The 23,664-nt window shown below is 64.1% G+C and carries 23 protein-coding genes and 1 tRNA gene; 15 read left to right on the forward strand and 9 right to left on the reverse strand.

Going from position 1 to position 23,664, the window contains the following annotated elements:
- Positions 1-145: 145 nt before the first annotated feature.
- Positions 146-1,255 carry a porin gene (locus tag AC3D25_RS06615; RefSeq protein ID WP_488889618.1) on the forward strand — a complete coding sequence of 370 codons (1,110 nt, stop codon included), beginning with the start codon at positions 146-148 and terminating at the stop codon, positions 1,253-1,255.
- Between the two features lie 116 nt (positions 1,256-1,371).
- Positions 1,372-1,448: transfer RNA gene (locus tag AC3D25_RS06620), tRNA-Met, on the forward strand.
- Positions 1,449-1,897: 449 nt separating this feature from the next.
- On the opposite strand, the gene rpsU is transcribed toward AC3D25_RS06620, so the two are convergent.
- From rpsU to AC3D25_RS06640, 4 genes are all read right to left on the reverse strand, one after another.
- Positions 1,898-2,110, reverse strand: coding sequence for a 30S ribosomal protein S21 (gene rpsU, locus AC3D25_RS06625; RefSeq protein WP_006999077.1), 213 nt, complete (start codon positions 2,108-2,110; stop codon positions 1,898-1,900).
- 198 nt (positions 2,111-2,308) lie between these two features.
- A complete protein-coding gene (locus AC3D25_RS06630) occupies positions 2,309-2,629 on the reverse strand; it encodes a 2Fe-2S iron-sulfur cluster-binding protein (protein WP_488887642.1) in 321 nt (106 codons plus the stop codon).
- Positions 2,626-3,219, reverse strand: coding sequence for an IMPACT family protein (locus AC3D25_RS06635; protein ID WP_488887643.1), 594 nt, complete (start codon positions 3,217-3,219; stop codon positions 2,626-2,628). Before AC3D25_RS06635 ends, AC3D25_RS06630 begins: the two co-directional genes overlap by 4 nt.
- A gap of 37 nt (positions 3,220-3,256) precedes the next feature.
- Positions 3,257-3,817, reverse strand: a complete 561-nt coding sequence (locus tag AC3D25_RS06640) for a GNAT family N-acetyltransferase (RefSeq protein ID WP_488887644.1) — start codon at positions 3,815-3,817, stop codon at positions 3,257-3,259.
- A 307-nt stretch (positions 3,818-4,124) separates the two neighbouring features.
- Here AC3D25_RS06640 and AC3D25_RS06645 point away from each other — a divergent pair, with 307 nt between their 5' ends.
- The 13 genes from AC3D25_RS06645 to AC3D25_RS06705 all read left to right on the forward strand — a co-directional run bounded on the left by AC3D25_RS06645 (position 4,125) and on the right by AC3D25_RS06705 (position 19,008).
- Positions 4,125-5,723 carry an EAL domain-containing protein gene (locus tag AC3D25_RS06645; protein ID WP_488887645.1) on the forward strand — a complete coding sequence of 533 codons (1,599 nt, stop codon included), beginning with the start codon at positions 4,125-4,127 and terminating at the stop codon, positions 5,721-5,723.
- A gap of 43 nt (positions 5,724-5,766) precedes the next feature.
- A complete protein-coding gene (locus AC3D25_RS06650; RefSeq protein ID WP_488887646.1) occupies positions 5,767-6,171 on the forward strand; it encodes a hypothetical protein in 405 nt (134 codons plus the stop codon).
- 230 nt (positions 6,172-6,401) lie between these two features.
- Positions 6,402-7,091, forward strand: a complete 690-nt coding sequence (locus tag AC3D25_RS06655; RefSeq protein ID WP_488887647.1) for an ABC transporter permease — start codon at positions 6,402-6,404, stop codon at positions 7,089-7,091.
- Positions 7,092-7,103: 12 nt separating this feature from the next.
- Entirely contained in the window at positions 7,104-7,817 is a 714-nt protein-coding gene (locus AC3D25_RS06660) for an ABC transporter permease (protein ID WP_488887648.1), read from the forward strand.
- Positions 7,818-7,909: 92 nt separating this feature from the next.
- Complete coding sequence (locus AC3D25_RS06665; RefSeq protein WP_488887649.1) at positions 7,910-8,725, forward strand: ABC transporter ATP-binding protein; 816 nt, start codon at positions 7,910-7,912, stop codon at positions 8,723-8,725.
- An 11-nt stretch (positions 8,726-8,736) separates the two neighbouring features.
- Positions 8,737-9,762 carry a GlxA family transcriptional regulator gene (locus AC3D25_RS06670; RefSeq protein ID WP_488887650.1) on the forward strand — a complete coding sequence of 342 codons (1,026 nt, stop codon included), beginning with the start codon at positions 8,737-8,739 and terminating at the stop codon, positions 9,760-9,762.
- A 960-nt stretch (positions 9,763-10,722) separates the two neighbouring features.
- The gene (locus AC3D25_RS06675) at positions 10,723-11,934 is read left to right on the forward strand and encodes an aspartate aminotransferase family protein (RefSeq protein WP_488887651.1); all 1,212 of its coding nucleotides are present in this window, start codon (positions 10,723-10,725) and stop codon (positions 11,932-11,934) included.
- A 33-nt stretch (positions 11,935-11,967) separates the two neighbouring features.
- The gene (gene aruF / locus AC3D25_RS06680; protein ID WP_488889619.1) at positions 11,968-13,017 is read left to right on the forward strand and encodes an arginine/ornithine succinyltransferase subunit alpha; all 1,050 of its coding nucleotides are present in this window, start codon (positions 11,968-11,970) and stop codon (positions 13,015-13,017) included.
- The gene (gene astA, locus AC3D25_RS06685) at positions 13,014-14,051 is read left to right on the forward strand and encodes an arginine N-succinyltransferase (RefSeq protein WP_488887652.1); all 1,038 of its coding nucleotides are present in this window, start codon (positions 13,014-13,016) and stop codon (positions 14,049-14,051) included. The genes aruF and astA overlap by 4 nt, the downstream gene beginning before the upstream one ends.
- A 10-nt stretch (positions 14,052-14,061) precedes the next feature.
- Entirely contained in the window at positions 14,062-15,534 is a 1,473-nt protein-coding gene (gene astD, locus AC3D25_RS06690) for a succinylglutamate-semialdehyde dehydrogenase (protein WP_488887653.1), read from the forward strand.
- Positions 15,535-15,581: 47 nt separating this feature from the next.
- The gene (gene astB, locus AC3D25_RS06695; protein WP_488887654.1) at positions 15,582-16,922 is read left to right on the forward strand and encodes an N-succinylarginine dihydrolase; all 1,341 of its coding nucleotides are present in this window, start codon (positions 15,582-15,584) and stop codon (positions 16,920-16,922) included.
- A gap of 13 nt (positions 16,923-16,935) precedes the next feature.
- Complete coding sequence (gene astE, locus AC3D25_RS06700; RefSeq protein ID WP_488887655.1) at positions 16,936-17,934, forward strand: succinylglutamate desuccinylase; 999 nt, start codon at positions 16,936-16,938, stop codon at positions 17,932-17,934.
- A 270-nt stretch (positions 17,935-18,204) separates the two neighbouring features.
- Positions 18,205-19,008, forward strand: a complete 804-nt coding sequence (locus AC3D25_RS06705) for an ABC transporter substrate-binding protein (RefSeq protein ID WP_488887656.1) — start codon at positions 18,205-18,207, stop codon at positions 19,006-19,008.
- 96 nt (positions 19,009-19,104) lie between these two features.
- Here the strand turns inward: AC3D25_RS06705 and AC3D25_RS06710 are convergent, their stop codons facing one another.
- The 5 genes from AC3D25_RS06710 to AC3D25_RS06730 all read right to left on the reverse strand — a co-directional run bounded on the left by AC3D25_RS06710 (position 19,105) and on the right by AC3D25_RS06730 (position 23,661).
- Positions 19,105-19,494, reverse strand: a complete 390-nt coding sequence (locus tag AC3D25_RS06710; protein ID WP_488887657.1) for a DUF1801 domain-containing protein — start codon at positions 19,492-19,494, stop codon at positions 19,105-19,107.
- Between the two features lie 51 nt (positions 19,495-19,545).
- A complete protein-coding gene (fae, locus tag AC3D25_RS06715) occupies positions 19,546-20,079 on the reverse strand; it encodes a formaldehyde-activating enzyme (protein WP_488887658.1) in 534 nt (177 codons plus the stop codon).
- A gap of 247 nt (positions 20,080-20,326) precedes the next feature.
- On the reverse strand, positions 20,327-21,190 hold the full coding sequence (locus AC3D25_RS06720) for an efflux RND transporter periplasmic adaptor subunit (protein ID WP_488887659.1): 864 nt from the start codon (positions 21,188-21,190) through the stop codon (positions 20,327-20,329).
- 64 nt (positions 21,191-21,254) lie between these two features.
- Entirely contained in the window at positions 21,255-21,455 is a 201-nt protein-coding gene (locus tag AC3D25_RS06725) for a DUF1656 domain-containing protein (protein ID WP_488887660.1), read from the reverse strand.
- A complete protein-coding gene (locus tag AC3D25_RS06730) occupies positions 21,445-23,661 on the reverse strand; it encodes an FUSC family protein (protein WP_488887661.1) in 2,217 nt (738 codons plus the stop codon). The genes AC3D25_RS06725 and AC3D25_RS06730 overlap by 11 nt, the downstream gene beginning before the upstream one ends.
- Positions 23,662-23,664: the final 3 nt, after the last annotated feature.

Consider the following 23,664-nt stretch of genomic DNA (forward strand, 5'->3'; position numbering starts at 1 on the left):
TAAGTTCGAAATCCAAATTGATTTGCTCGACATGGAAATGCTTTCAAATGAAAATCAATATCATTTCGATGACCCTTCAATTTCGGAGATTCCGATGACCCAGGCACTCAAATCCTCTGGTTTGACCGCTCCGCTTCGTGTTCGCATGGGAATTGGGATCGGCTTCGGCATCGGCTTGGGCATCGGCGCGAGCGCGTTGACGCTCGCAAGCGCGCCGGCCGCCGCGCAGAGTTCCGTCACGCTGTACGGCGAGATCGACGCGGGTTTGGCTTACGTGAGCAATGTCGCTGGGAATTCGCAATATCGGATGTCGACGGGGTTGATCGACGGGAGTTTTTGGGGTTTGCAGGGTTCGGAAGATCTCGGCGGCGGCGCGAAGGCGATTTTCCGGCTGGAGCGTGGCTTTTCGATCGCAAACGGCGAAGGTCTCAACGATCACCCGTACTTCGTCGGTCTTGGCACCGAAGCGCTCGGGACGGTGACGCTCGGCCATCAATACGACTCGATCCACGATTATTTCGCGCCGTTCACGCTCACCGGCAGCGCGGGCGGCACCGCGTTCGCGCATCCGTTCGACAACGACAACGCCAACAACTCGTTTCTCGCCAGCAATTCGATCAAGTACACGAGTCCGAGCATCGAAGGGTTCAGCGTCGGCGGCATGTACGCGTTTTCCAACGCGGCGGGCGCATTTGCGAACAACCGCGCGTATAGCGCGGGCGCGAACTACGAACTCGGATCGTTCAAGGCGGGCGCGGCTTACCTGCACGCGAACGGCCGCGGCAACACGACCAACGGCGCCTACGAAGGACTCACGTTGCCGGGACCGGACAGCTCGGTGTTCACGGCGAGCGTCCAGACGCAGGACACATTCGGCGCGGGCGCGAGCTACGCAATCGGCGATTTCACCGTCGGCGGCGCGTGGTCGCGTTCGGTCAACACCGGCGTGGTGAATACCGATACCGGCGACGCGGTCCCGTCGATCGGTCTCTCGAATTACGAAATCAACGGTCTTTACCAACTGACGCCGACGCTCACGCTGGCGGGCAATTACACCTACACGAACGGCGCGGGCGCGCATTGGCACACGGGCGCGTTGCAGGCGGATTACCTGCTCTCGAAGCGCACGGACGTTTATGTGGAATCGATTTATCAGCGGGCTTCGTCGGGCGCGCCGGCCGTCATCAATACCAACGATCCATCAAGCAGCCGCAACCAGTTCATGATCGCAACCGGCATCCGGCATCGCTTCTGACCGGGTTTTTGCGGCGTCGCCGGCGACGCGCCCGCCGAAAGATTTTCGACGATTAGGGAAAATACCGAAGTTATTTGACCCAGCCTGCCGTTTTCCGCTATACTTTATTTCTCAGACGCGGGGTGGAGCAGTCTGGCAGCTCGTCGGGCTCATAACCCGAAGGTCATAGGTTCAAATCCTATCCCCGCAACCAGATTCAAAGAAACGCCGCTCGAAGTTAAATGCTTCGGGCGGCGTTTTCTTTTGTGGCGCGGATTTCCGACGAATCGCGCCATTCATCGCGACTGCCTTAATCCCGCGAATCTCGACACTATCTCGACGTACAAACACGAAAAGCCTGCGCGACGATCAAGTCGTGCAGGCTTTTGTATTCGTATTCCGAAGCGCCGGAACTGGCTTTGGCCAATTCCGCTAAACGTCCGGTGGCAGGGCGCCTGAATCGTCGATTCGACGCATTCAGGTGTCTCCAGAAGTTATGCCGGTGCCACGAAGCTTCTACGGATAACGGGCTAATCGCTGCGTTGGGTTGAATACGACGGCTCGCGACAAACTCAGCGACTTATTCCGTCCGATGCGCGAGCGACTAACGCGTGAGAAACAATGAATTCGAATAAGACTCGAATCGGATTCAGCGAAACTGAATCAATAAAACTTTTTCGGCAATTGTGCGCGACGGATTTGCTTCCGCAGGCGAGCAACAGCAGCAGCTTTCTTGCGCTTGCGCTCGGTGGTCGGCTTTTCATAAGCCATACGCGACTTCAATTCTTGAATCAGGCCCGTGCGTTCGACGGTACGACGGAAACGACGCATGGCGACGTCGAAAGGCTCGTTCTCTTTCAACAGTACTTTAGTCATTGAGTTCTCGGTTGTCTGGCCCTGCCAGAATTTGGGGCAAAGAGCAATTGTACACTTTTTGAGAGGCGAACTGAACGCCGATCCGCGAAAGCGTGCCAGGTGCTCCGGCGAACGGACATCGTAGGTCGTTGAAAAGAGACGAAAAATCCTGAATTACCCGGGTTCGCGTATTGGCACGGCGAAAGTGCTTCGAAGCGTCTAAAACCCGCGAGAAGACTGTCTTGCAGGCGTAGCTTCCACCGGCAGCGCGCCCGGTTGATCGATGGTCACATCCGACAGCGCCATCGCGACGCACGGCAGCGTCAGCCCATCGGCCCTTTCCTCGGCCGTCACGCCCGGCCACTCCACGCGATACCGCACCTCGCCCGCGACTAGCCGGCACAGGCACGCGCGACACGTTCCGTTCCGGCACGAACTCGGCAGCCGCACGCCCGCGCGCGCGGCGGCATCGAGGAGCGACTCGTCCGCGCGTGTCTCCACCGTGCGGACGAGCGGCGTGATCGTTAGACGGTGCGTCACGCTTCTTCGCCGATCAGCGCGCGGCCATGCGTTAGGTCGCGCAGTTCGGCGGCGGCGTCGTCGAGCATGGCGAGCGGCAGGCGCACGGTAAGCCGCACCGTCATGTCGTAGGCGCTTTCAACGAGTTCATGCCCCGCCTGCTCGATCCAGCGGCGCACGCGCGCTTCGTCGGCGTAGTCGATCTGCACCCGCAAGTCGCTGAGCGCAATCCGCTCGATCCGCTCGGCCAGTTGCATCGCGCTCGCGATGGCGTCCGTGTAGGCGCGCACGAGGCCGCCCGCGCCGAGCTTGATGCCGCCGTAGTAGCGCACGACCGCCGCAAGCACGCTGTCGACTTCGTGATGGCGCAGCACTTCGAGAATCGGGCGTCCCGCTGTGCCGGATGGCTCGCCGTCGTCGGACATGCCCGACTGGCCGCCCGCGAGCAGCGCCCAGCACACGTGCGTCGCCGCCGGATGTTGCGCGCGGATCAGGCCGAGCTGGACCATCGCGGCATCGCGATCCGCGACGGGAATCGCCAGCGCGATAAAGCGGCTTTTGCGGATGTCGATTTCGGCGGTGACGGGCGCGGCGAGCGTGTAGGTGGGCAACGGCGTATTTATGGAGGGAGGCGGAAAACGGCGGCGATCAGCCGGCCTTGGTTGCGTCGGTTGCGTCAGACGTCTGGCCGAGCGAGCGCTGCATCAGCACGCTATCGACCCAGCCGCCGTGCTTGAAGCCGACGCCGCGCAGCACGCCGACATGCTCGAAGCCGAGCCGCGCATGGAGCGCGATCGACCCGGCGTTGCCGCTATTGCCGATCACGGCGACCAGTTGCCGCCACGGACCGGCTTCGCAGCGCGCAATCAGCGTCGAGAGCAGCGCGCGGCCGATTCCGCGTCCGTTCATGCCATCGGCGATATACACGGAATCCTCGATGGTATGCCGGTACGCCGAGCGCGGCCGGTACGCGGTCGCGTAGCAGTAACCGACCACCGTGCCGTCGAGTTCCGCGACCAGATACGGCAAACCGGCTGCGGTAATCGTGGCATGGCGCGCGCGCATTTCGTCGACGGCGGGTGGCACTTCCTCGAAGGTCGCGAGCGCGTGCAGCACGTAGTGAGCGTAGATGCGCGTGATGGCGTCGAAATCGGCAGGATGCGCATCGCGGATCGCGGGTTGCGTGGAATGTTGATGAATGGGCTGCATGAGGCGGGCGTCCTGTGCTTCCGGTTGCAACATGTGCCGGTCGAATGACCGGATCTTGGCGGGATTTTCTCATGCCGTGGCGTAAAAGCCCGCACGCCGAAAAAAAGCGGACCACGGGCGTGCGCCAGCCCACCAACCGACCCCTTTTATCGTCGCGGAGGCATTGAGTCGCGCGGCCTCGGACCTCTACACTGAGTCGATTGAAACGGGGCTGCGCGCGACGACCAGGGGCGTGCGGGGAAGGGGGCGGCGGTGACTGCGCTGCGCGGGCCGACGGCCACGCGCGGCGCCGGGCGAATGACGGGCGATGAGAAAACTCGAACGCAGGGGGCTGGCGGCGCTCGTGGCCGTCGTCGTGATGCTGGTGGCATTTGCACCGGCGGCGCTCGGCTTTTTGCTCGCGCAACGGGATTTGCGGCATCGGGAGACCGAGCGGCTGAATTCGGTTGCGAGCGCTGCGCTGGAGAACGCGGAAGCGGTGACGCGGCATCTGTCGAGCGCGCTCGGTGAAATCTCGAAAGTGAGCGGCGCGCCCTGTTCGGCGACGTATCTGCGGGAATTGCGGCGTATCGCGCTGATTCATCGCCAGGTGCGCGATGCCGGCGCTTACGACACGGACGGCCGCTGGCGTTGTTCGTCGCTGCTCGGCGCAGTGTCGGCGGGGACCCTGGATGGCCTCGTGCTGCCGCCGCCCGACTGGCACGGCAGCGACGGCCTGATCGCGTGGTTCAGCCTGCTCGATCTGCCCGGCGGCCGCGAATCGCTGGTGCTCGGGCGCGACGGCTATTACGTGGCGGCCGATCCGACTTCGTATCTCGACGGCCTCGCGAGCGCCACGGGTGCAGCAAGCGGCCTCGGCATCATCAATACCGCCGCGAGCCGGGTGATCGCCAATACGCCGAGCGCCGATCCCATCGCGCTGCTCGCGCTCTATCGCCAGCCGCTCGCCTCGACTAGCATCGATCCACCTTACGTCGTGCGCCGTTCCGTCTCGATGCCGCTCGCGGTCGTCGTCAGCGCGGCGCACCAGGGTCTCACGCAGCGGCTGCGCGCGCTTCCGTGGGGCTGGCTGCTCGGCGGCATGGCGGGCGGGCTCGGACTGGCGGCGTGGGCGGGCTTCATGGTCGTGCGCCGGCTTTCGCCGCGCGGTCAGTTGAGCGATGCCGTGCGCCGCCACCAGTTCATCGTCGCGTATCAGCCTATCGTCGATCTCGCCACGCGGCGCTGCGTTGGCGCGGAAGCGCTCGTGCGCTGGAAGCACCACAACCGGATCGTGCGGCCCGATCACTTCATTCCGCTTGCGGAACATCAGGGCCTGATCCAGGCAATCACCGATCAGGTGCTCGACACCGTGCTGCTCGAACTCGGCGATTTTCTCGTCCGCTATCGCGATTACTACGTGTCGATCAACCTCAGCGCGCCCGATCTCACGTCGCGGCGCTTTCTCGACCGGCTCGGGCCGGCCGTCGCCGCGCATCGGCTGTTGCCCGCGCAAATCCGCATCGAGGCGACCGAGCGCGGTTTTCTCGACGCGGAGGCCGCGAAGAACGTGATCGGCGCGTTTCGCGAGGCGGGGCATCCTGTTTATATCGACGATTTCGGGACCGGCTATTCGAGCCTCTCGCATCTGCAGAATTTCCAGGTGGACGCGCTCAAGATCGACAAGTCGTTTGTCGACACGATCGGGCAGGACGCGGCGTCGAGCAGCGTGGCGTCGCACATCATCGAGATGGCGGTGACGCTCAACGTGCAGGTCGTGGCCGAGGGCATCGAGCGCGAGGAGCAGGCGAACTACCTGTTCTTGCGCGGCGCGCAGTTCGGCCAGGGCTGGCTCTTTTCGCCGCCGCTTTCCGCCGCCGACTTCATCGGCTATGCGGGCAAGACGCACGAAGCGCGCGTGGTGTAGGCTCGGTTCATCTCATTAACTGACGAATCGGACGAACGCCACCATGAACGACGAAGCCGCGACTTTTCTGAACGACGTGCGCCATCCGCTGCTCGCGCTGCATCGCAGCGTGCTGACCGAGATGCGCGCGCAGCACGAGGCCGAGTTCGGGCCGGTGTCGCCGGGCGAATTCCTGCAGATCGTGATCAATGGCAACGCGTACCGGTGGCTCGCGCCGCTTTCGACGCTGATCGCCGCCATCGACGATGTCATCGACGACGCCGAAGCCACGCCCGAACAGCGTTCGGAGGCGGCGCGCGCGGTGATCGCGATGTTCTCGCCTGCAACGCGCGACGCCGCGTTCACCGAGCGTTATCTGCCGCTGTTGCAGACCAGTCCGGATATCGCGGTGGCGAATGGCCGTGTCGCGCAGTTAGTGCGGGCGGCCGCGCCGGAACCGAAGGCGTGAATCGGATGTGAGCGTTCGGAAAACGTTCTATCGAAAAAGCGACGCAAAACCTGCGAATTCCGACCGGCGGCGGGTTCACGCGGCGCGCTGCGATCCGTGCTCGCCGTACGCGGATCGCCTCGAAGCGGCTATGTTGCAGCGCAATAGACCGGTGCAGCCGGATTTGAGCGATTAATTTTCGCCAGTGAGTATCGGCGCCGTAGAGACCTTTCCACTCGACGGAGACGCCTGTGTTCCTTTACGGCTACGGCCCGCTGCTCCTCGCGGGCGCCAAACAGACCGTCGCGCTCGCGGTCCTCTCGCTGGCGGTATCGGTCGTGCTCGGACTGGCCGGCGCCTCCGCGAAACTCGCGCGCAACGGCGTTCTGCGCGGCATCGCGACGGCCTACACGACGCTGATCCGCTCGGTGCCCGATCTCGTGCTGATGCTGCTGCTGTTCTACAGCATCCAGATCGCGGTGAACAACCTGACCGACGCGTTCGGCCTCGCGCAGTTCGATATCGACCCGTTCACGGCGGGCGTCCTCACGCTCGGCTTCATCTACGGTGCGTATTTCACCGAAACCTTTCGCGGCGCGTTCCTCGCCGTGCCGCGCGGCCAGCTCGAAGCGGGCAGCGCCTACGGCATGAGCGGCGCGCGCGTGTTCGCCCGCATCCTCTTTCCGCAGATGATGCGATTCGCGTTACCGGGCATCGGCAATAACTGGCAGGTGCTCGTGAAGGCGACGGCGCTCGTGTCGATCATCGGTCTCGCCGATATCGTCAAGGCCGCGCAGGACGCGGGCAAGAGCACGTTCAACATGTTCTTCTTCGTTGCGGTAGCGGCGCTCGCGTATCTCGCGATCACGACGGCGTCGAACGGCGTGCTGATGCTGCTGGAACGGCGCTATTCCACCGGCGTGCGCCACGCCGATCTCTGAAGGAACGCCGCCATGATCCCGATCCTCGCCGAATACTGGCGTCCGTTTCTCTACTCCGACGGCATGCGCGCGTCCGGTCTCGTCGTGACGCTCTGGCTGCTGGTGGCGTCGATCGCGCTCGGCTTTACCGCCGCCGTGCCGCTTGCCTGCGCGCGCGTGTCGAAGCGCCGCTGGCTCTCGGTGCCGGTGCGCTTTTATACGTATCTCTTTCGCGGCACGCCGCTCTATGTGCAGTTGCTGCTGCTCTACACAGGCATGTACAGCCTCGAATTCGTGCGCTCGCACTCGCTTCTCGAAGCGTTTTTCCGCAGCGGCTTCAATTGCGCGATCCTCGCGTTCGCGCTCAACACCTGCGCCTACACGACCGAAATCTTCGCCGGGGCGATCCGCGCGACGCCGCATGGCGAAGTGGAAGCGGCGCGCGCTTACGGCATGAGCACCTTCACGATGTATTGGCGCGTGATCCTGCCGTCCGCGCTGCGCCGGTCCTTGCCGCTGTACAGTAACGAAGTCATATTGATGCTGCACGCCACGACCGTCGCGTTCACGGCGACCGTGCCGGATATCCTCAAGGTGGCACGCGACGCGAATTCGGCGACGTATCAGTCGTTCGAATCGTTTGGATTGGCCGCGCTGATTTACCTCGCCGTTTCGTTCGCGCTGGTGGCGGCATTCCGGCGCGCCGAAAAGCGCTGGCTCGGCTATCTCGGCGCGGGACGCCGCTGACATTCGATAAAATCCGGCCACCGCACGAAGTCCCTCAGGAAACGCTGAGGAAGCGCTCAGGAAAGCGCTAAAAGAAGTCAAAAGGAAGCCACATGTCGACACTCCGGGAGAACGCGCTGACGGCGAGCGCTCAAGAAGCCGCGACGAAGCTCATCGCGCAGGACATTCACAAGCGTTACGGCGACAACGAAGTGCTGAAAGGCGTGTCGCTTTCGGCGTGCGCGGGCGACGTGATCAGCATCATCGGCGCGAGCGGGTCGGGCAAGAGCACGTTCCTGCGCTGCATCAATTTTCTGGAAAAGCCGAACGCCGGGCAGATCACGGTGGACGGCGAAGTCGTGCGCACGAAGGCGGATCGCGCAGGCAATCTGGATGTCGCCGATCACAAGCAGTTGCAGCGCGTGCGCACCAAGCTCGCGATGGTGTTCCAGCATTTCAATTTGTGGTCGCACATGACCGCGATCGAAAACGTGATGGAAGCGCCGATGCACGTGCTCGGCCTCACGAAGAAGGAAGCCGAGGACCGCGCGCGTACGTATCTGGAAAAGGTCGGCCTCGCGCCGCGGATGGAAAAGCAGTATCCGTCGCATTTGTCGGGCGGGCAGCAGCAGCGCGTGGCGATCGCCCGCGCACTTGCGATGCATCCCGACGTCATGCTCTTCGACGAACCCACGTCCGCGCTCGATCCGGAACTGGTCGGCGAAGTGCTGAAGGTGATGCAGAAGCTCGCGGAAGAAGGCCGCACGATGATCGTCGTGACGCACGAAATGGGCTTTGCGCGCAACGTCTCGAATCACGTGATGTTCCTGCATCAGGGGCGCACGGAGGAAGAGGGCGCGCCCGCCGACGTGCTCACGAACCCGAAGAGCGAGCGGCTGCGGCAGTTCCTCTCGGGCAGCCTCAAGTAAGGCTCGCGCGGATGAGCGCAAGCGCGCCCTCCGGCCGGCCGCTGTCGGTGGCGATCGTGGTGTTGCCGCCGTGTTCGATGAGCGGCGTCGGGCCGATTGTCGATAGTCTCAAGCTCGCGAACGAGATCGACGGCCATTTGCTCTACAAGTGGCGGATTTGTTCGTGGGACGGCCGCGCCGTGACGCTCGGCGGCGGCGCGGTGTTGCCCGCCGACGCCGCTTTCGGCGATGCGATTCAGTGCGACTGGCTTATCGTCGTCGCCGAGCGTTTCCAGCAATTCGCCGATTACCGGCTCTTTCTCGCCGCGCTCGCGCGCGTGGCGTCGCGCACGCCGCTCGTGAGCGGCATTCACCACGGCGTCTGGTGGATCGCGATGGCGGGCCAGTTGAGCGGTTATCGCGTGGCCGTGAACTGGGAAACCTATCAGCAGTTCACCGAGGAATTCGAGCGCGCCATCGTCACGCAGCAAATTTTCGAGATCGATCGCGATCGCGCGACGTGCGCGGGCGGCCAGGCGACGGTCGATTTCATGCTCGCGATGATCGCGCGGGAGCAGGGGCGCGATCTGGCGGACCGGATTGCGGATTCGCTTGGCGTCGGCGTGTTGCGCTCGGCCGAGGAACGCCAGCGCATTCCTTATGTGACTGCGCCGGGTGAGCGGCATCCGCGTTTGAACGACGCGCTGCAGTTGATGGAAGCGAATATCGAGGATCCGCTCGCCACCGATGAAATCGCGGGATTGGTCGGGATTTCGCGGCGGCAACTGGAGCGGTTGTTTCGCCAGTATCTCGGCGCGATGCCGTCGAAGTATTACCTCAATCTGCGGCTGACCAAGGCGCGGACGCAGTTGCAGCGCACCAGCAAATCGGTCGTGCAGATTTCGCTCGCATGTGGGTTTTCTTCGGCTGCGCACTTTTCCAATGCGTATCGGGATCGGTTCGGGGTGACACCCCGGGAGGAGCGGCGGAGTTGGATCTTGCAGCACAGTGCGGTTGCCGCGCCGAGGGGCGGCGCGTTGCTCGATCCTCCGGGGTGAGTTTTTTTTGGGCTGAAGCCCGGGGGAATGTGTCGCTTACGTGTAAGACGGGGTTGTTTGGATTGGCTAGTATTGGGGTGTAGGTGGGGTTGGTTTGGTTTTGGTGCGCGTGTGCTTCTCGGGAATTTGCCCGGATTTTGGCTTGCTGGCGCTCGTGCTTTTGTTTGCTTGCACTTCTTGTGAACTTGCTTTCGTGTAGGTCTATTAGCACGCCGCTGTGCGCGGCAGCAGTCACTTTCTTTGCTGCTGCAAAGAAAGTAACCAAAGAAAGCAGCGTGACCGTCTAAGTGTCCACCACGAACGGTACCCGGGAGTGGTGCGCAAGCTGATTCGGCCATCGCACCACCCAACAGAGTGGAGCCGCTCATTCATCCCCGCAGGCACGAAGTGCCTGCTGGAACGGCATAACCCAGAAAACCGACCGACGGTTTTCAGATATGCCCGTCGTCCTTGCGTAGCGAGGACGGAACTGACAGATGCTGTGCCAATCCGAACGAATGCGCGGTAGCCGAATCAGCTTGCGCGCCTATCCGGGTTGTTATGTGTGGTGGACACTTAGCCGGACTAGCTGCTTTCTTTGCTTACTTTCTTTGCAGCAGCAAAGAAAGTGAGTCCCGCCCCGGACAGGGGCAGTGCTAATAGACCTACACGAAAGCAAGTTTCCTGGGAGCACGGGCAAACAAAAGTAAGGCGGTAGCAAACCAAAACCGCCCGCCCCGGACAGGGGCAGAGCTAATAGACGTACACGAAAGCAAGTTTCCTGGGAGCACGGGCAAACAGAAACAAAGCGCCAGCAAGACCAAAACGGCCCGCCCCGGACAAGGGCAGAGCTAACAGACGTACACGAAAGTAAGTTCCCAAGAAGCGCCAAAGTAACCAAAGCAAAACCCCCAACACCCAAAGTCCAACGGCAACAACACGCCCCCGCCCGAGCGCAAGCGAAAAACCCAAGGAGTGACAATGACCAACCCCAACGTAACCCGCAACACCTTCGACGAGGTCATGGTCCCCGTCTTCGCGCCAGCGAACTTCATCCCCGATCGCGCGCAAGGCTCGCGCATCTGGGACACCGAAGGCCACGACTACATCGATTTCGCGGGCGGCATCGCGGTGACGGCGCTCGGCCACGCGCATCCCGAACTGCTGAAAGTGCTGCACGATCAAGGCGACAAGCTCTGGCACATCGGCAATGGCTACACGAACGAACCCGTGCTGCGGCTCGCTAAACGCCTGACCGATCTGACCTTCGCCGACCGTGCTTTCTTCGCGAATTCCGGCGCCGAGGCGAACGAGGCGGCGCTCAAAATCGCGCGCCGCTATGCCATCGATAAACACGGCCCCGACAAGATCGAAATCATTTCGTTTACCCAGTCATTCCACGGACGCACCTTCTTTACCGTGAGCGTCGGCGGTCAGCCGAAGTACGCGGAAGGTTTCGGCCCGGTCCCGCAAGGCATCCGCCATCTGCCGTACAACGATCTAGCCGCGGCGCGCGAAGCCATCGGCCCGCGCACGTGCGCGGTGATCGTGGAGCCGATTCAGGGCGAAGGCGGCGTGATCCCCGCCGATCCCGCGTTCCTTCAAGGCCTGCGTGAAGCCTGCGACCAGCACGGCGCGCTGCTGATTTTCGACGAAGTGCAAACCGGCGTGGGCCGCACGGGCACTTTCTACGCTTACATGCAGTACGGCGTGACGCCCGATATCCTGACCACCGCGAAGGCGCTCGGCAACGGCTTCCCGATCGGCGCGATGCTGACGACCGACGAAATCGCCGCGCATTTCAAAGTGGGCGTGCACGGCACGACTTACGGTGGCAATCCGCTCGGCTCGGCCATCGCGGACAAGGTCGTGGAACTGATCAGCAATCCGGAATTGCTCAAGGGCGTGCAGGAACGCGGCGACGCGATCCGCGCGCATCTGCAACGCATCAACGAACGGCTGTCGATTTTCAAGGAAGTGCGCGGCAAGGGACTGCTGATCGGCGCGGAACTTGCCGATGCCTACAAGGACCGCGCGAAGGATTTCAACGCGGCGGCGGCGAAGCACGGCGTCATCATGTTGATCGCGGGGCCGAACGTGCTGCGTTTCGTGCCGTCGCTCGTCATGCCGCTCGCCGATCTCGACGAAGGCTTCCGCCGTCTCGACGCAGCCTTCGCCGCCGTGGCGGGTTAAAGCACGCGCCTTCTTCATTTACCGGACACCATGATGCTATTCGTTCGCCCCGGAAGACTCTCGGATCTCGACGCGCTCGAAAAGATGGCGCGCGCCGCGCACCCGGTACTGCATTCGCTGCCGCGCGACCGGCGCGCGCTGCAAACGCGCGTCGCGTTGTCGGAAGACTCGTTTCGCGCGGAAGTCGATTTTCCCGGCGAAGAGTTCTATCTGTTCGTGCTCGAAGATTCGGAAACGGGCGCGTTGCTCGGCACGTCGAGCATCGTGGCGTCGGCGGGTTATTCCGAGCCGTTCTACGCGTTCCGCAACGATGCGCTGATCCACGCGTCGCGCGAACTGAAGGTGAACCGCAAGATCCACGCACTCACGATGTCGCACGAACTGACCGGCAAGAGCCGTCTGTCGGGGTTCTACATCGAAGAGTCTCTGCGTGGTGAGACCACCGCGAACGCCGCCGCGCATCTGCTGTCGCGCGCCCGCATGATGTACATCGCCGCGAACCGCAAGCGCTTCTCGCCGGACGTGTTCTCGCTGTTGCTCGGCGTGACCGACGACGCGGGCGTCTCGCCGTTCTGGGAAGCGGTCGGCCGCAAGTTCTTCGGCCAGGATTTCGAGCAGGTGGAACTGGAGTCGGGCGGCCGCAGCCGCACGTTCATCGCGGAGGTGATGCCGAGCTATCCGCTCTACGTGCCGCTCCTGCCCGCCGAGGCGCAGCGCGTGCTCGGCGAGCCGGATAACGGCGCGCTGCTCGCCTACGACATTCATCTGGAGGAAGGCTTCGAGCCGGATCGTTTCGTCGATATTTTCGATGCCGGCCCCGTGCTGACGGTGGCCGTCGAACGCAGCGCGTCGGTCGCGACCAACGAAACGCGTCAGGTCTACGACGCGCCGTCGCAATCGGGCGCGCGCTATCTCGTCGCGGCAGGCGGCGCGCACGCGTTTCGCTGCGCGCTCGCGGATTTACCGCCGACCCGCACGGACGGCGCGCCGCTCGACGCCGCCACGCGCGCGGCGCTCGGCGTGCGCGAACAGGACGCGGTGCGCTGCGTGCCTTTGCATCTGGCTTCGGGAGAACTGCAATGATCGTCGTGCGTTGTGTGCAGCCCGGAGATGTCGATGCGCTCGTCGCGCTCGCGCATGAAACGGGTCCGGGTCTCACCACGTTCAAGCCGGATCGCGATGCGCTCGTGGCGCGCGTCGAACGCGCGCGCCGCACGCTCGCGGACGAAGCCGCGCCGTTCGAGGCGGGCTATTTCTTCGTGATGGAAGACACGGCGACCGGCGACGTGGCGGGCGTGTGCGGCATCGAAACCGAAGTCGGGCTGGAGCAGCCGTTTTATAACTATCGCGTGTCGACCGTCGTGCATGCGAGCCGCGATCTCGGCGTCTGGACCAAGATGGCGCTGCTCAACATCTCGCACGATCTCACCGGTTACGCCGAAGTGTGTTCGCTTTTTCTCAGCCCGCGTTATCGGACGGCCGGTGTCGGCGGTTTGCTGTCGCGGTCGCGTTTCATGTTTATCGCGCAGTTTCGCGAGCGTTTTCCGCAGCGTCTGTGCGCGGAATTGCGCGGCCATTTCGACGACAACGGCGAATCGCCGTTCTGGGATGCGGTCGGCTCGCATTTCTACCAGATCGATTTCAACGCGGCGGATTATCTGAGTTCGCACGGCAAGAAGTCGTTTCTGGCCGAACTGATGCCGCGCTATCCGGTGTATCTCGACCTGCTTCCCGAGAGCGCGCGAGCGGCGGTCGGCGTGACGCACCGCGATACCGCGCCCGCGCGCAAGATGCTCGAAGCGGAAGGGTTGCGCTATGAAAATCACGTCGATATTTTCGATGCCGGTCCGGTGCTCGAATGCCATATCGCGGATTTGCGAACGGTGCGCGAAAGCGTGCTGGCGACGGTGCGCATCGGCGTGCGCGCGGATGGCGGCGAAGCGCGCAGCATGGTGTCGAACACGTCGCTGGACGACTTCCGTTGCGGCGCCACGTTCGGTGCGCCGGAAGACGGCACGTTCCTGCTCACCGCCGACGAAGCCGCCGCGCTCCGCGTGGGCGAAGGGGACATGATTCGCGTGCTTGCATCGCAGGTGCGCCCGAAAACAGCAGGCTGAGGAAAGAACAATGACCATCCCGAATGCATTATTCATCGACGGCGAGTGGGCCGAAGGCAGCGGACCCGCGTTCGCGTCGCGCAATCCCGCCACCGATGGACCCGTGTGGCAAGGCAAAAGCGCGAGCGCGGCCGAAGTCGATTCCGCCGTGCGCGCCGCACGCCGTGCGTTCGCCGCGTGGGCGGCGCTCGGCTTCGACGAACGCGTCGAAATCGCGCGGCGTTTCGCGGCGTTGCTCACCGAGCACAAGGAAGAACTCGCGCACGCAATCGGCTGCGAGACGGGCAAGCCGCTCTGGGAAGCGCGCACCGAAGTGGCGTCGATGGCCGCGAAAGTCGATATTTCCGTGCAGGCGTATCACGAGCGCACCGGCGAAAAGCGCGCGCCGATGGCCGATGGCGTCGCGGTGTTGCGGCATCGCCCGCACGGCGTGGTCGCGGTGTTCGGGCCGTATAACTTCCCGGGGCATTTGCCGAACGGGCATATCGTGCCCGCGCTGATCGCGGGCAACGCGGTCGTGTTCAAGCCGTCCGAACTCGCGCCCGGCGTGGCGGCGGCGACCGTCGATTTATGGACGCGCGCGGGCCTGCCCGCTGGCGTGCTGAACCTCGTGCAAGGCGAAAAGGACACGGGCGTCGCGCTCGCGAACCATCGGCAGATCGACGGTCTGTTCTTCACCGGCAGTTCGGATACCGGCACGCTGCTGCATCGTCAGTTCGGCGGGCGGCCCGAGATCGTGCTCGCACTCGAAATGGGCGGCAACAATCCGCTCGTGGTCGCGGAAGTGGCGGATATCGATGCCGCCGTGCATCACACCATTCAGTCGGCGTTTCTCTCGGCGGGGCAGCGCTGCACCTGCGCACGCCGTTTGTTCGTGCCCGCCGATGCGTTCGGCGAGCGCTTCCTCACGCGCTTGACGGAGGTGACGTCGAGCATCCGCTACGGCGCGTTCGACGCCGATCCGCAGCCGTTCATGGGTGCGGTGATCTCGGCGCGCGCGGCGGCGAAGCTGGTCGGCGCGCAGACGCAGTTGATCGAACGCGGCGCGAAAGCCGTGCTCGAAATGAAGCAGCACGCGCCGCATCTCGGCCTTGTTTCGCCCGCGATTCTCGATGTGACGAACGCGCGCGATCTGCCCGACGAGGAGCATTTCGGACCGCTGCTTCAGGTCACGCGCTACGGCACCTTCGACGAAGCGATCGAGCGCGCGAACGACACGGCGTTCGGTTTATCGGCGGGACTGCTCGCCGACGACGAAGCCGCGTGGACGCACTTCCAGCACGCAATTCGCGCGGGCATCGTGAACTGGAACCGGCCGACCAACGGCGCTTCGTCGGCGGCGCCGTTCGGCGGGATTGGCCGCTCCGGCAACCAGCGGCCGAGCGCGTACTACGCAGCGGATTACTGCTCGTACGCGATGGCCTCGGTCGAAAGCGCCCAGTTGCAAATGCCGGCGAGCGTCTCGCCCGGCCTCACGTTCTGATTTCACGTTCTGACGACTCCAGCCTAAAAAACGCGCGAAGGACTGATATGCAAGCATTCGAAGCGAACTTCGACGGGCTCGTTGGCCCGACGCACAACTACGCGGGGCTGTCGTTCGGCAACGTCGCGTCGCGCAACAACGAGAAGTCGGCGGCGAATCCGAAGGCCGCGGCAAAGCAGGGCTTGCGCAAGATGAAGCAGCTCGCCGATCTCGGCTTTCATCAGGGCGTGCTGCCGCCGCTGGAACGTCCGTCGCTCAAGCTGCTGCGCGAACTCGGCTTCACTGGCGACGACGCTCAGGTGATCGCGCGTGCGGCGCGCGAAGCCCCCGAGATGCTGGCCGCCGCAAGTTCGGCGTCCGCGATGTGGACCGCGAATGCCGCGACCGTCAGCCCGTCGGCGGATACGTCGGACGGCCGCGTGCATTTCACGCCCGCAAATCTCGCGAGCAAGCTGCATCGCGCGATCGAGCACGGTGAAACGCGCCGCTCGCTTGACGCGACCTTCGCCGATCAAGCGCATTTCCGGATTCATCACGCATTGCCCGGCACGCCCGCGCTCGGCGACGAGGGCGCGGCGAACCACACGCGCTTTTGCCGCGAATACGGCGCGAAGGGCGTCGAATTCTTCGTGTACGGGCGCAGCGAATATGCGCACGGTGCCGAGCCGAAGCGCTTTCCCGCGCGCCAGACGCTGGAGGCGAGCCGCGCGGTCGCGCGCCTGCACGGACTCTCGGACGCGACGACCGTGTTCGCGCAGCAGCTTCCCGACGTGATCGACGCAGGCGTTTTTCACAACGACGTGATCGCGGTGGGAAATCGCACGACGCTCTTTTGCCATCAGCGCGCGTTCCTCGATCAACCCGCCGTCTACGCGCAACTGCGCGAAAAGCTCGCGGCGCAAGGCGCGGCGTTCGATCGGATCGAAGTGCCGGAAGACGAGGTGAGCGTCGAGGATGCCGTCACGTCGTACTTGTTCAACAGCCAGTTGCTCACGCGGCCCGATGGCCGGCAGGTGCTCGTCGTCCCGCAGGAATGCCGGGAGAACGCGCGCGTCGCGAAATACCTGGATTCGCTCGGCACGCGTTCGACGCCGATCGACGAAGTGCTCGTGTTCGACTTGCGCGAGAGCATGAAGAACGGCGGCGGTCCCGCGTGTCTGCGTCTGCGCGTGGTGCTGACGGATGCCGAACGCGCCGCCGTGAACGCGGGTTCCTGGATGAACGACACGTTGTTCGCGCGCCTCGACGCGTGGATCGATGCGCATTATCGCGACCGCCTGACGCCCGCCGATCTCGCCGATCCGAAGCTGCTCGACGAATCGCGCGCCGCACTCGACGCACTCACGGCTATTCTCGGCGTGGGCGCGATCTACGATTTTCAGCGCTAAAACAGAGGCCGCCATGCTGACCGACTTTCTCGGCTATGTGCTCGAAGGCAAGCGTCCCGCGCTCGATCAGGGCACGCTCCCGTCCGGCGTTCACTGGACCTGGCGCGGCGACGGCATCGTCAGTCTCGAACCGCGCGAAGGCGCCACGATGAGCGTCGTGGCGTCGGCGGGCATTCACGGCGACGAAACCGCGCCGATCGAAATGCTGTCGGCGCTGATCGCGGATATCGCGAGCGGACGCGCGCCGCTCGCGAGCCGCGTGCTCGTGATACTCGGCAATATCGCGGCGATGCGCGCGGCCGAGCGCTATCTCGACGACGACCTCAACCGTCTGTTCAACGGCCGTCACGCTTCGTTGCAGGCAAGCCGCGAAGCGCCGCGCGCGGCGCAACTCGAAGCCGCGACGCTCGCGTTCTTCGAAGAAGCCGACGCCGCGCTGCCGAGGTGGCATATCGACATGCACACGGCCATCCGTGCGTCGGTGTTCGAGCAGTTCGCGCTCTTGCCGTATACCGGCGCGCCGCTCTCCCGGCCGATGTTCGAGTGGCTTCGCGATGCGCGGCTCGCCGCCGTGCTGCTGCATCGAGAGAGGTCGAATACGTTCACGCATTTCACCGCCGAGCGCGCGGGCGCGCTTGCCTGCACGCTTGAGCTTGGCAAGGTTCGGCCGTTCGGCGCAAACGATCTGACGCGATTCGCCGCGGCGGATGCGGCGTTGCGGCGCTTGATCGGCGGGGAGCCGCCCGCGTCCGGCGCGCCGTTGCGCGTGTTCACCGTGGTCGCGCAGATCGACAAGCAGAGCGATCAGTTCGAGCTCGCCGTCGCGCGCGACGTGCCGAATTTCACGCCGTATCCGGCCGGTACGATCCTCGCGCGAGACGGTGATTATCGCTATCGCGTGAAGCATGAGGAAGAGCGCATCGTCTTTCCGAATCCAGGCGTGAAGCCGGGTTTGCGTGCGGGGTTGATGGTGATCGATACGACCGACGTGACGCTTGCTTCGCTCGGCTGAACCGTATCGAGCACTCGCTTCTTGCGCGCGAGCGACACGCGCTTGCCGATTCGGCCCGTCGCGTTCCAAAGGCCGCTGCGCCGGATCCCTTGCGACACCGCGTTACAATCTCGGCCCCGCGTCTGGTGCAACGCACCATGGCGACGCCGGCCGGTTGAGCGCGTTTTATTGCCTGCAGATGCTATGTTCACCGCCGGCGCGCCGCCAGGACGCCACCAGCGCGCGACCCATCGGCTTTGAAAAACGGCATTGAAATCGGAGAGGTACGAGTTGAACACCACGCATTGGCTTAATCGAAAAATCGCCGCGTTCGCGGTTGCATCCACGGCGGCGTTCGCTGCTTTCGGCGCACAGGCTGCCGATCTGAAGGAAATCCGTTTCGGCGTGGAAGCGTCGTATGCGCCGTTCGAATCGAAGTCGCCGAGCGGCGAACTGGTCGGCTTCGATATCGATGTCGGCAACGCGGTTTGCGCGAAGCTGAAGACGAAATGCACTTGGGTCGAGAATTCCTTCGACGGCCTGATTCCGGCGCTGCAGGCGCGCAAGTTCGACGCGATCAATTCCGACATGACGATCACCGACAAGCGTCTCGCCGCCATCGACTTCACCGATCCGATCTACACGATCCCGAACCAGTTGATCGCGAAGAAGGGCAGCAACGTACTGCCGACCGTGGCGGGCCTCAAGGGCAAGCACGTAGGCGTGTTGCAAGGCTCGATCCAGGAAACCTACGCGAAGGCGAAGTGGGCGACGGCGGGCGTCGATGTCGAGTCGTATCAGTCGCAAGACCAGATTTACGCGGACCTCGCGTCGGGGCGCCTCGACGCGGCTTTTCAGGATGCGGAAGCGGCGTCGAAGGGTTTCCTGAAGATGCCGCAAGGCGCGGGTTTTGCGTTCGCGGGCGCGGCGGTATCGGATGAAAAACTGCTGGGCGCGGGCGTCGGTTTCGGTGTGCGCAAGAACGACCATGCGTTGAAGGACGCGCTCAATCGCGCGTTGAAAGAACTGAAGGCGGACGGCACGATCGACAAGCTCGCGGCGAAGTATTTCGACGTGAAGGTCGTGTTGAAGTAAGCGAAACGTATCGCCTGAGTCTTGAATGAAGAAGGCCGCGCTGGGTTGAAACTCGACCCAGCGCGGCCTTTTGCATGTGTAGTTGACCGCCGCGTTCTACGACTTCGCGGGCGCTTTCTTCTTCAGTTTGCTCTGGTTGAATTCGATCGCGGCACGAATCAGGTTTTTCAACGCGCGCTCGTCAACCTTGTCGTTTTCGAGAAAATCGATCGCGCGTCGCGCGTTGCCTTCCAGGCCCGCGTTGAACAGCTTGTCAGGATCGGCAAGGTTCGCGCCGTGAGCGAAGGTCAGCTTTACTTTGCCCTTGTGGGCATTCGCGACCGCGATCATCCCGTCGCGATACCAGACCGGACTTCCCATGTACTTCCATTCCTCGACGATCTCCGGGTCCGCTTCGAGGATGGCGCGGCGAACGCGCACGAACGTGTCACCGCGCCAGTCGGTGAGTTCGGCGATCATCTGGTCGATCCGTTCCGATGCATTCATGGGGCTTTGAGCGTGGGTGGACGAGAGGCCTCATGGTAACGCAGCAGCCGGTCAGCTCCAGTCGTCCATGTCGTGCTTGATCGTGTGGCGATTGGCGATCAGCGTATCGACGCTCGGCTCGTGATTCATCGCGCGCTGGATCGCGAGTTTCGTCGCCTCGTAATTCGTGCGGTACATGTCCTTCTTGTCGAGATTCAGCTCCGACGCGCAGCGCGGATCGATCCAGACGAGACTGATGATGCACAGCTCGTTCGCGCGGTCTTTCGGCAGAATCCCTTCGATCAAACAATCGACCACCGCGTCCGCCGTCGCCGATTGCACGACGCCGCCGAACAGGTCGATGGTCGCCATGTCCTTCAGCGTGACTTTGGGGACGATGATCGTCGGCGGACGGACCAGCTGATTGCACGCGCGGATCGCGAACATCGCCGTGTGGCCCTTGCTCTGCGCCATCATTCCGGCAAACGCGTGGCCGACCGGCCCGTCGGTCCGGCCGATCAGGATCTCCGGCATCGCGTCCGTCGGCCCGCCGCCGGCGGCGAACACGGTGGCCTCGCCCGCGAGAAAAGTCAGATCCTGGCTCATGGCAATGCTCCTTCGAAGGGTCGGAGGAACGAGTGAATGCAAGGAGTACGCCCGGCGCGCGCGTCTGGCCGGGATTGCGCCGGAGGTTCTGGCTTATGGGATTCCAGCGGCCGTATGCGTGAAAACGGGCAGGGTGACACTGCGCAGAGTGTTCGGTTTTTGGAACACCCGCGCTGCGTCGGCGGCGGACATAGCGCCGCCGCGTAAAAAGCCGGCTAAGGCGCCAACGAAGGCGCCAACGAAGGCCTCAACTTGCGGGCGTCACCACCACCGTGCAGGTCGTGCCCGCCGAAAGCGTGACGCCCGCCGGCACGTCCTCGATCCGGATCCGCACCGGCACGCGCTGCGCGAGCCGCACCCAGTTAAAGGTCGGATTCACGTCGGCGACGAGTTCGCGGCTTTCGGGATTATCGCGATCGTAGATACCGCGCGAAATGCTTTCCACGTGGCCTTTCAGCACGCCGCCGCTCATCAGGCGCATTTCGGCCCGGTCGCCGACGCGCACGTGCGGCAGCTTGGTTTCCTCGAAATAGCCGTACACCCAGAACGAATGGCTATCGACGATAGCCAGTTCCGGCTTGCCCGCGCTCGCATAATCGCCGCGATGCGTGTTCAGGTTGGTCACGTAACCGTCGACCGGCGCGTAGACCTTCGTGCGGTCGAGGTTCAGGCGCGCGGCGTCGAGCGCGGCTTGCGCCTGCTGCAACTGGGCTTCGGCGCCGGACGCGGTCTGCATCGCGTTTTCGCGCGATTCCTTCGACACGACCTGCGCGTCCAGATCGGCGCGCCGGGCGGCGTCCGCGCGGCGCATGCGCAGTTCCGACTGGCGCGCGGCCACGGCGGCCTGCGCCTGCTGCACGGCGATCTGGTAGTGCGCCGGATCGATCTCCATGACGAGATCGCCCTTTTTCACGAACTGGTTGTCCTCGACGGGCATGGCGACCACCGCGCCCGACACGTCGGGCGCGACCGTGATGATGTTCGCGCGCACGCGGCCGTCGCGGGTCCACGGCTCGTCCATGTAATGGACCCACAGCGTGCGGCCGATCAGGATGGCGGCGGCGAAAATGATCGCCGTGAGAATAAAACCTGTGATTTTTCGAAGGATCATGATGCGACTCGTTGCATAACTTATGAATGAGGTGGGCGTGCGCTTGAGCGTGTTCCTGAGCGCGCTAGCGGTACACCGCGAGGCCGAGCAGCCCGCAGATGCACACGAGCAGCGAGGCGCGAAAGAGCGACGGATGCCAGACGACGCGATAAAGGCCCGTCATCGCGAGCACGCGGTCGGCGAGCCAGGCGATGAGCGCACCCGCGACCATCAAAAGCAGCATGGTCGGCACGTAGGCTTCGAGAATCGCGATATTACGAGGCATGGGGCACTCCTTCTTGAGGCGCGCGGGCGGCGCCGTTCACCGCTTCGAGCGGCGACTGCGGATCGATGAGCGCGGTACGGATGAAATGAAGCTGGCTCAGAATGCGTTGCAGACGATGCCGCTCGTCGGGACGGCCGGCGTCCTGGCTGACTTCGTCGAGCAGCGTTTTTACTTGCTCGATGGCGGCAGTGGTCGCGGCGAGCGCGGCGTCGAAACGCTTCGCGGATGGCCGGTCGAAGAGTTGCGCGGCGGCGGCGAGCGTGGCGGCGCACGCGCGCCGCCACGGCGTGGTGTCGGCATACCGCGCGTCGGGTCCGAGCGCGCTCAGTTCGTGCCGCAAGTCGATCACGGCGTGGCCCGTTTCAAGCACGGCGAAAAGCCACTGCAACGCGTCGCGGCGCAGATCGGCCCGGCTCGACGCGATCGCGTCCATCTGCGAAAGCAGGTCGCGCGTGCGGCTTTCGAAACGCGCCGAGAGCCGCGTGAGACGGGCGCGGCAGGCAATGGCCGCCTCGCGCCGCAAATCCGCGAGCAAGAGACGGCGCAGCCACGGGGCATCGGTCGGCAACAGCACGGCGAACGCGATCGACGCGACCAGCATCGAGAGCACGAGCGCGATGGCGTCGTTGATGAAGCCGGTCGGATCGTAGTGAATCAGGTTGTCGGGGCCGGCCAGGAAACAGAAAAAGATGCAATAGCCGATGCCGTAGCCCGCCAGTCCGCGCCGCGTGCTCAGGAATGTGCCCAGCATGAGGAACGGGATCAGCGCGACGGCGAGCAGCAGAAAACCGTCCATACGCGGATACAGCCCGAACACGACGATCATCCCCGCGACCGCCGCGAGCGCGGTGCCGCCCGCCATCTGGAAGGCCATCAGCGTCGGACGCGGCGAGGCCGACGCGAGCGCGCACACGGCAGCCGCGTTGAGCACCATCGTGCCGCCGCTCGGCCACGCGGTCGCGATCCAGAACGCGCTCAACGCCAGAATCACGAGCGTCGCGCGCGCGCCCGAGACGGCGGCGGCGAGCAGGTTGGTCTTCGGCACGTAGCGGGCGAACCACTGCTCGCGCTCGTGCATCGGCGCGGCGAGCGACGCGTAGGTTTCGGCGTAGGCGAGCAGATCGTCGATAAAGCGGTACAGCAGTTCGGACGCCGTGTCGAATTCGAGCGGATCGAAAGCGTGTGACGAGTCGGTGTCGAAAATGAGCGCGGTACGCGTCGCGCGGATCCGCTTCGGCAGCGCCGCCTTGAATCCGGCGAGCTGGCGGGCGGCGTGCGCGGCATCGGCGGCGTTGCGCACCGGTTCGCCCGACTTCGCCAGCAACGGCGCGACTTCGCGGAAATACGGCTCCATCGCGTCAACGGTGAGCGTGTCGCCCGCCGTGCGCAGACGGTTCATCAACTGGTGCAGCGCGTGAAAACGCGTCGATGCGCTCATGAACTCCGTGTTCAGCCGCGCGAGCCGGCCGCCGCGCCGCCGTGTGTCCGGGTCCTCGAACACGGCGACACTGCGCGCGGCCTCGAACGCCACCACATCGGTCACGAACGCCGCGTTGGTCGCTTCGATCTGCGCGCGATCCATCGTGCCGCCGAGCGCACGGCTCACGTAATCGACGAAACCGCTGAAACGCCGCCGCACCGTCGCCTTGACCTGCTCGCCGGCGTGTTGCGGCAAAACGAGCGCGCTGACCGCGCCCGAACAGACGATCCCGAGCGACACCTCGGCCACCCGCGTCAGGGCGGACAGGAACGCGCCGTCGGGATGCTGCGCGGCCGGAATGCCGATCAGCGCCGCCGTGTAACCCGCGAGCACGAAGCCATACGAGCGGAAATTACGGTTGCGCGCCGCGCCTGCCGTACACACGCCGACCCACAGCGCGGTCGCGGTGAGAAACAGCACCGGCTGCTGGGAAAACACGCTGATGAACGCCAGCATCACGATAAGGCCGACCAGCGTGCCGCACAGCCGGTAGAAACTTTTGGCAAGCACCATGCCGCTTTGCGGCTGCATCACGACGAACACGGTGGTCATCGCGGTGCGCGGCTGCGGCAGGTCGAGACGCATCGCGATCCACAGCGCGAGGAGCGCCGCGAGTATCGCCTTGAAAATGTAGATCCACGCGAGGCCGTCGGTGCGCGCCCAGTCGGCGAGCGCGCCGCGCCAGCTTTCGCGGGGCGTCGGGAGCGTAGGGGAGGGAGTGGACATGAG

The organism is Caballeronia sp. SL1002 (assembly GCF_057814995.1).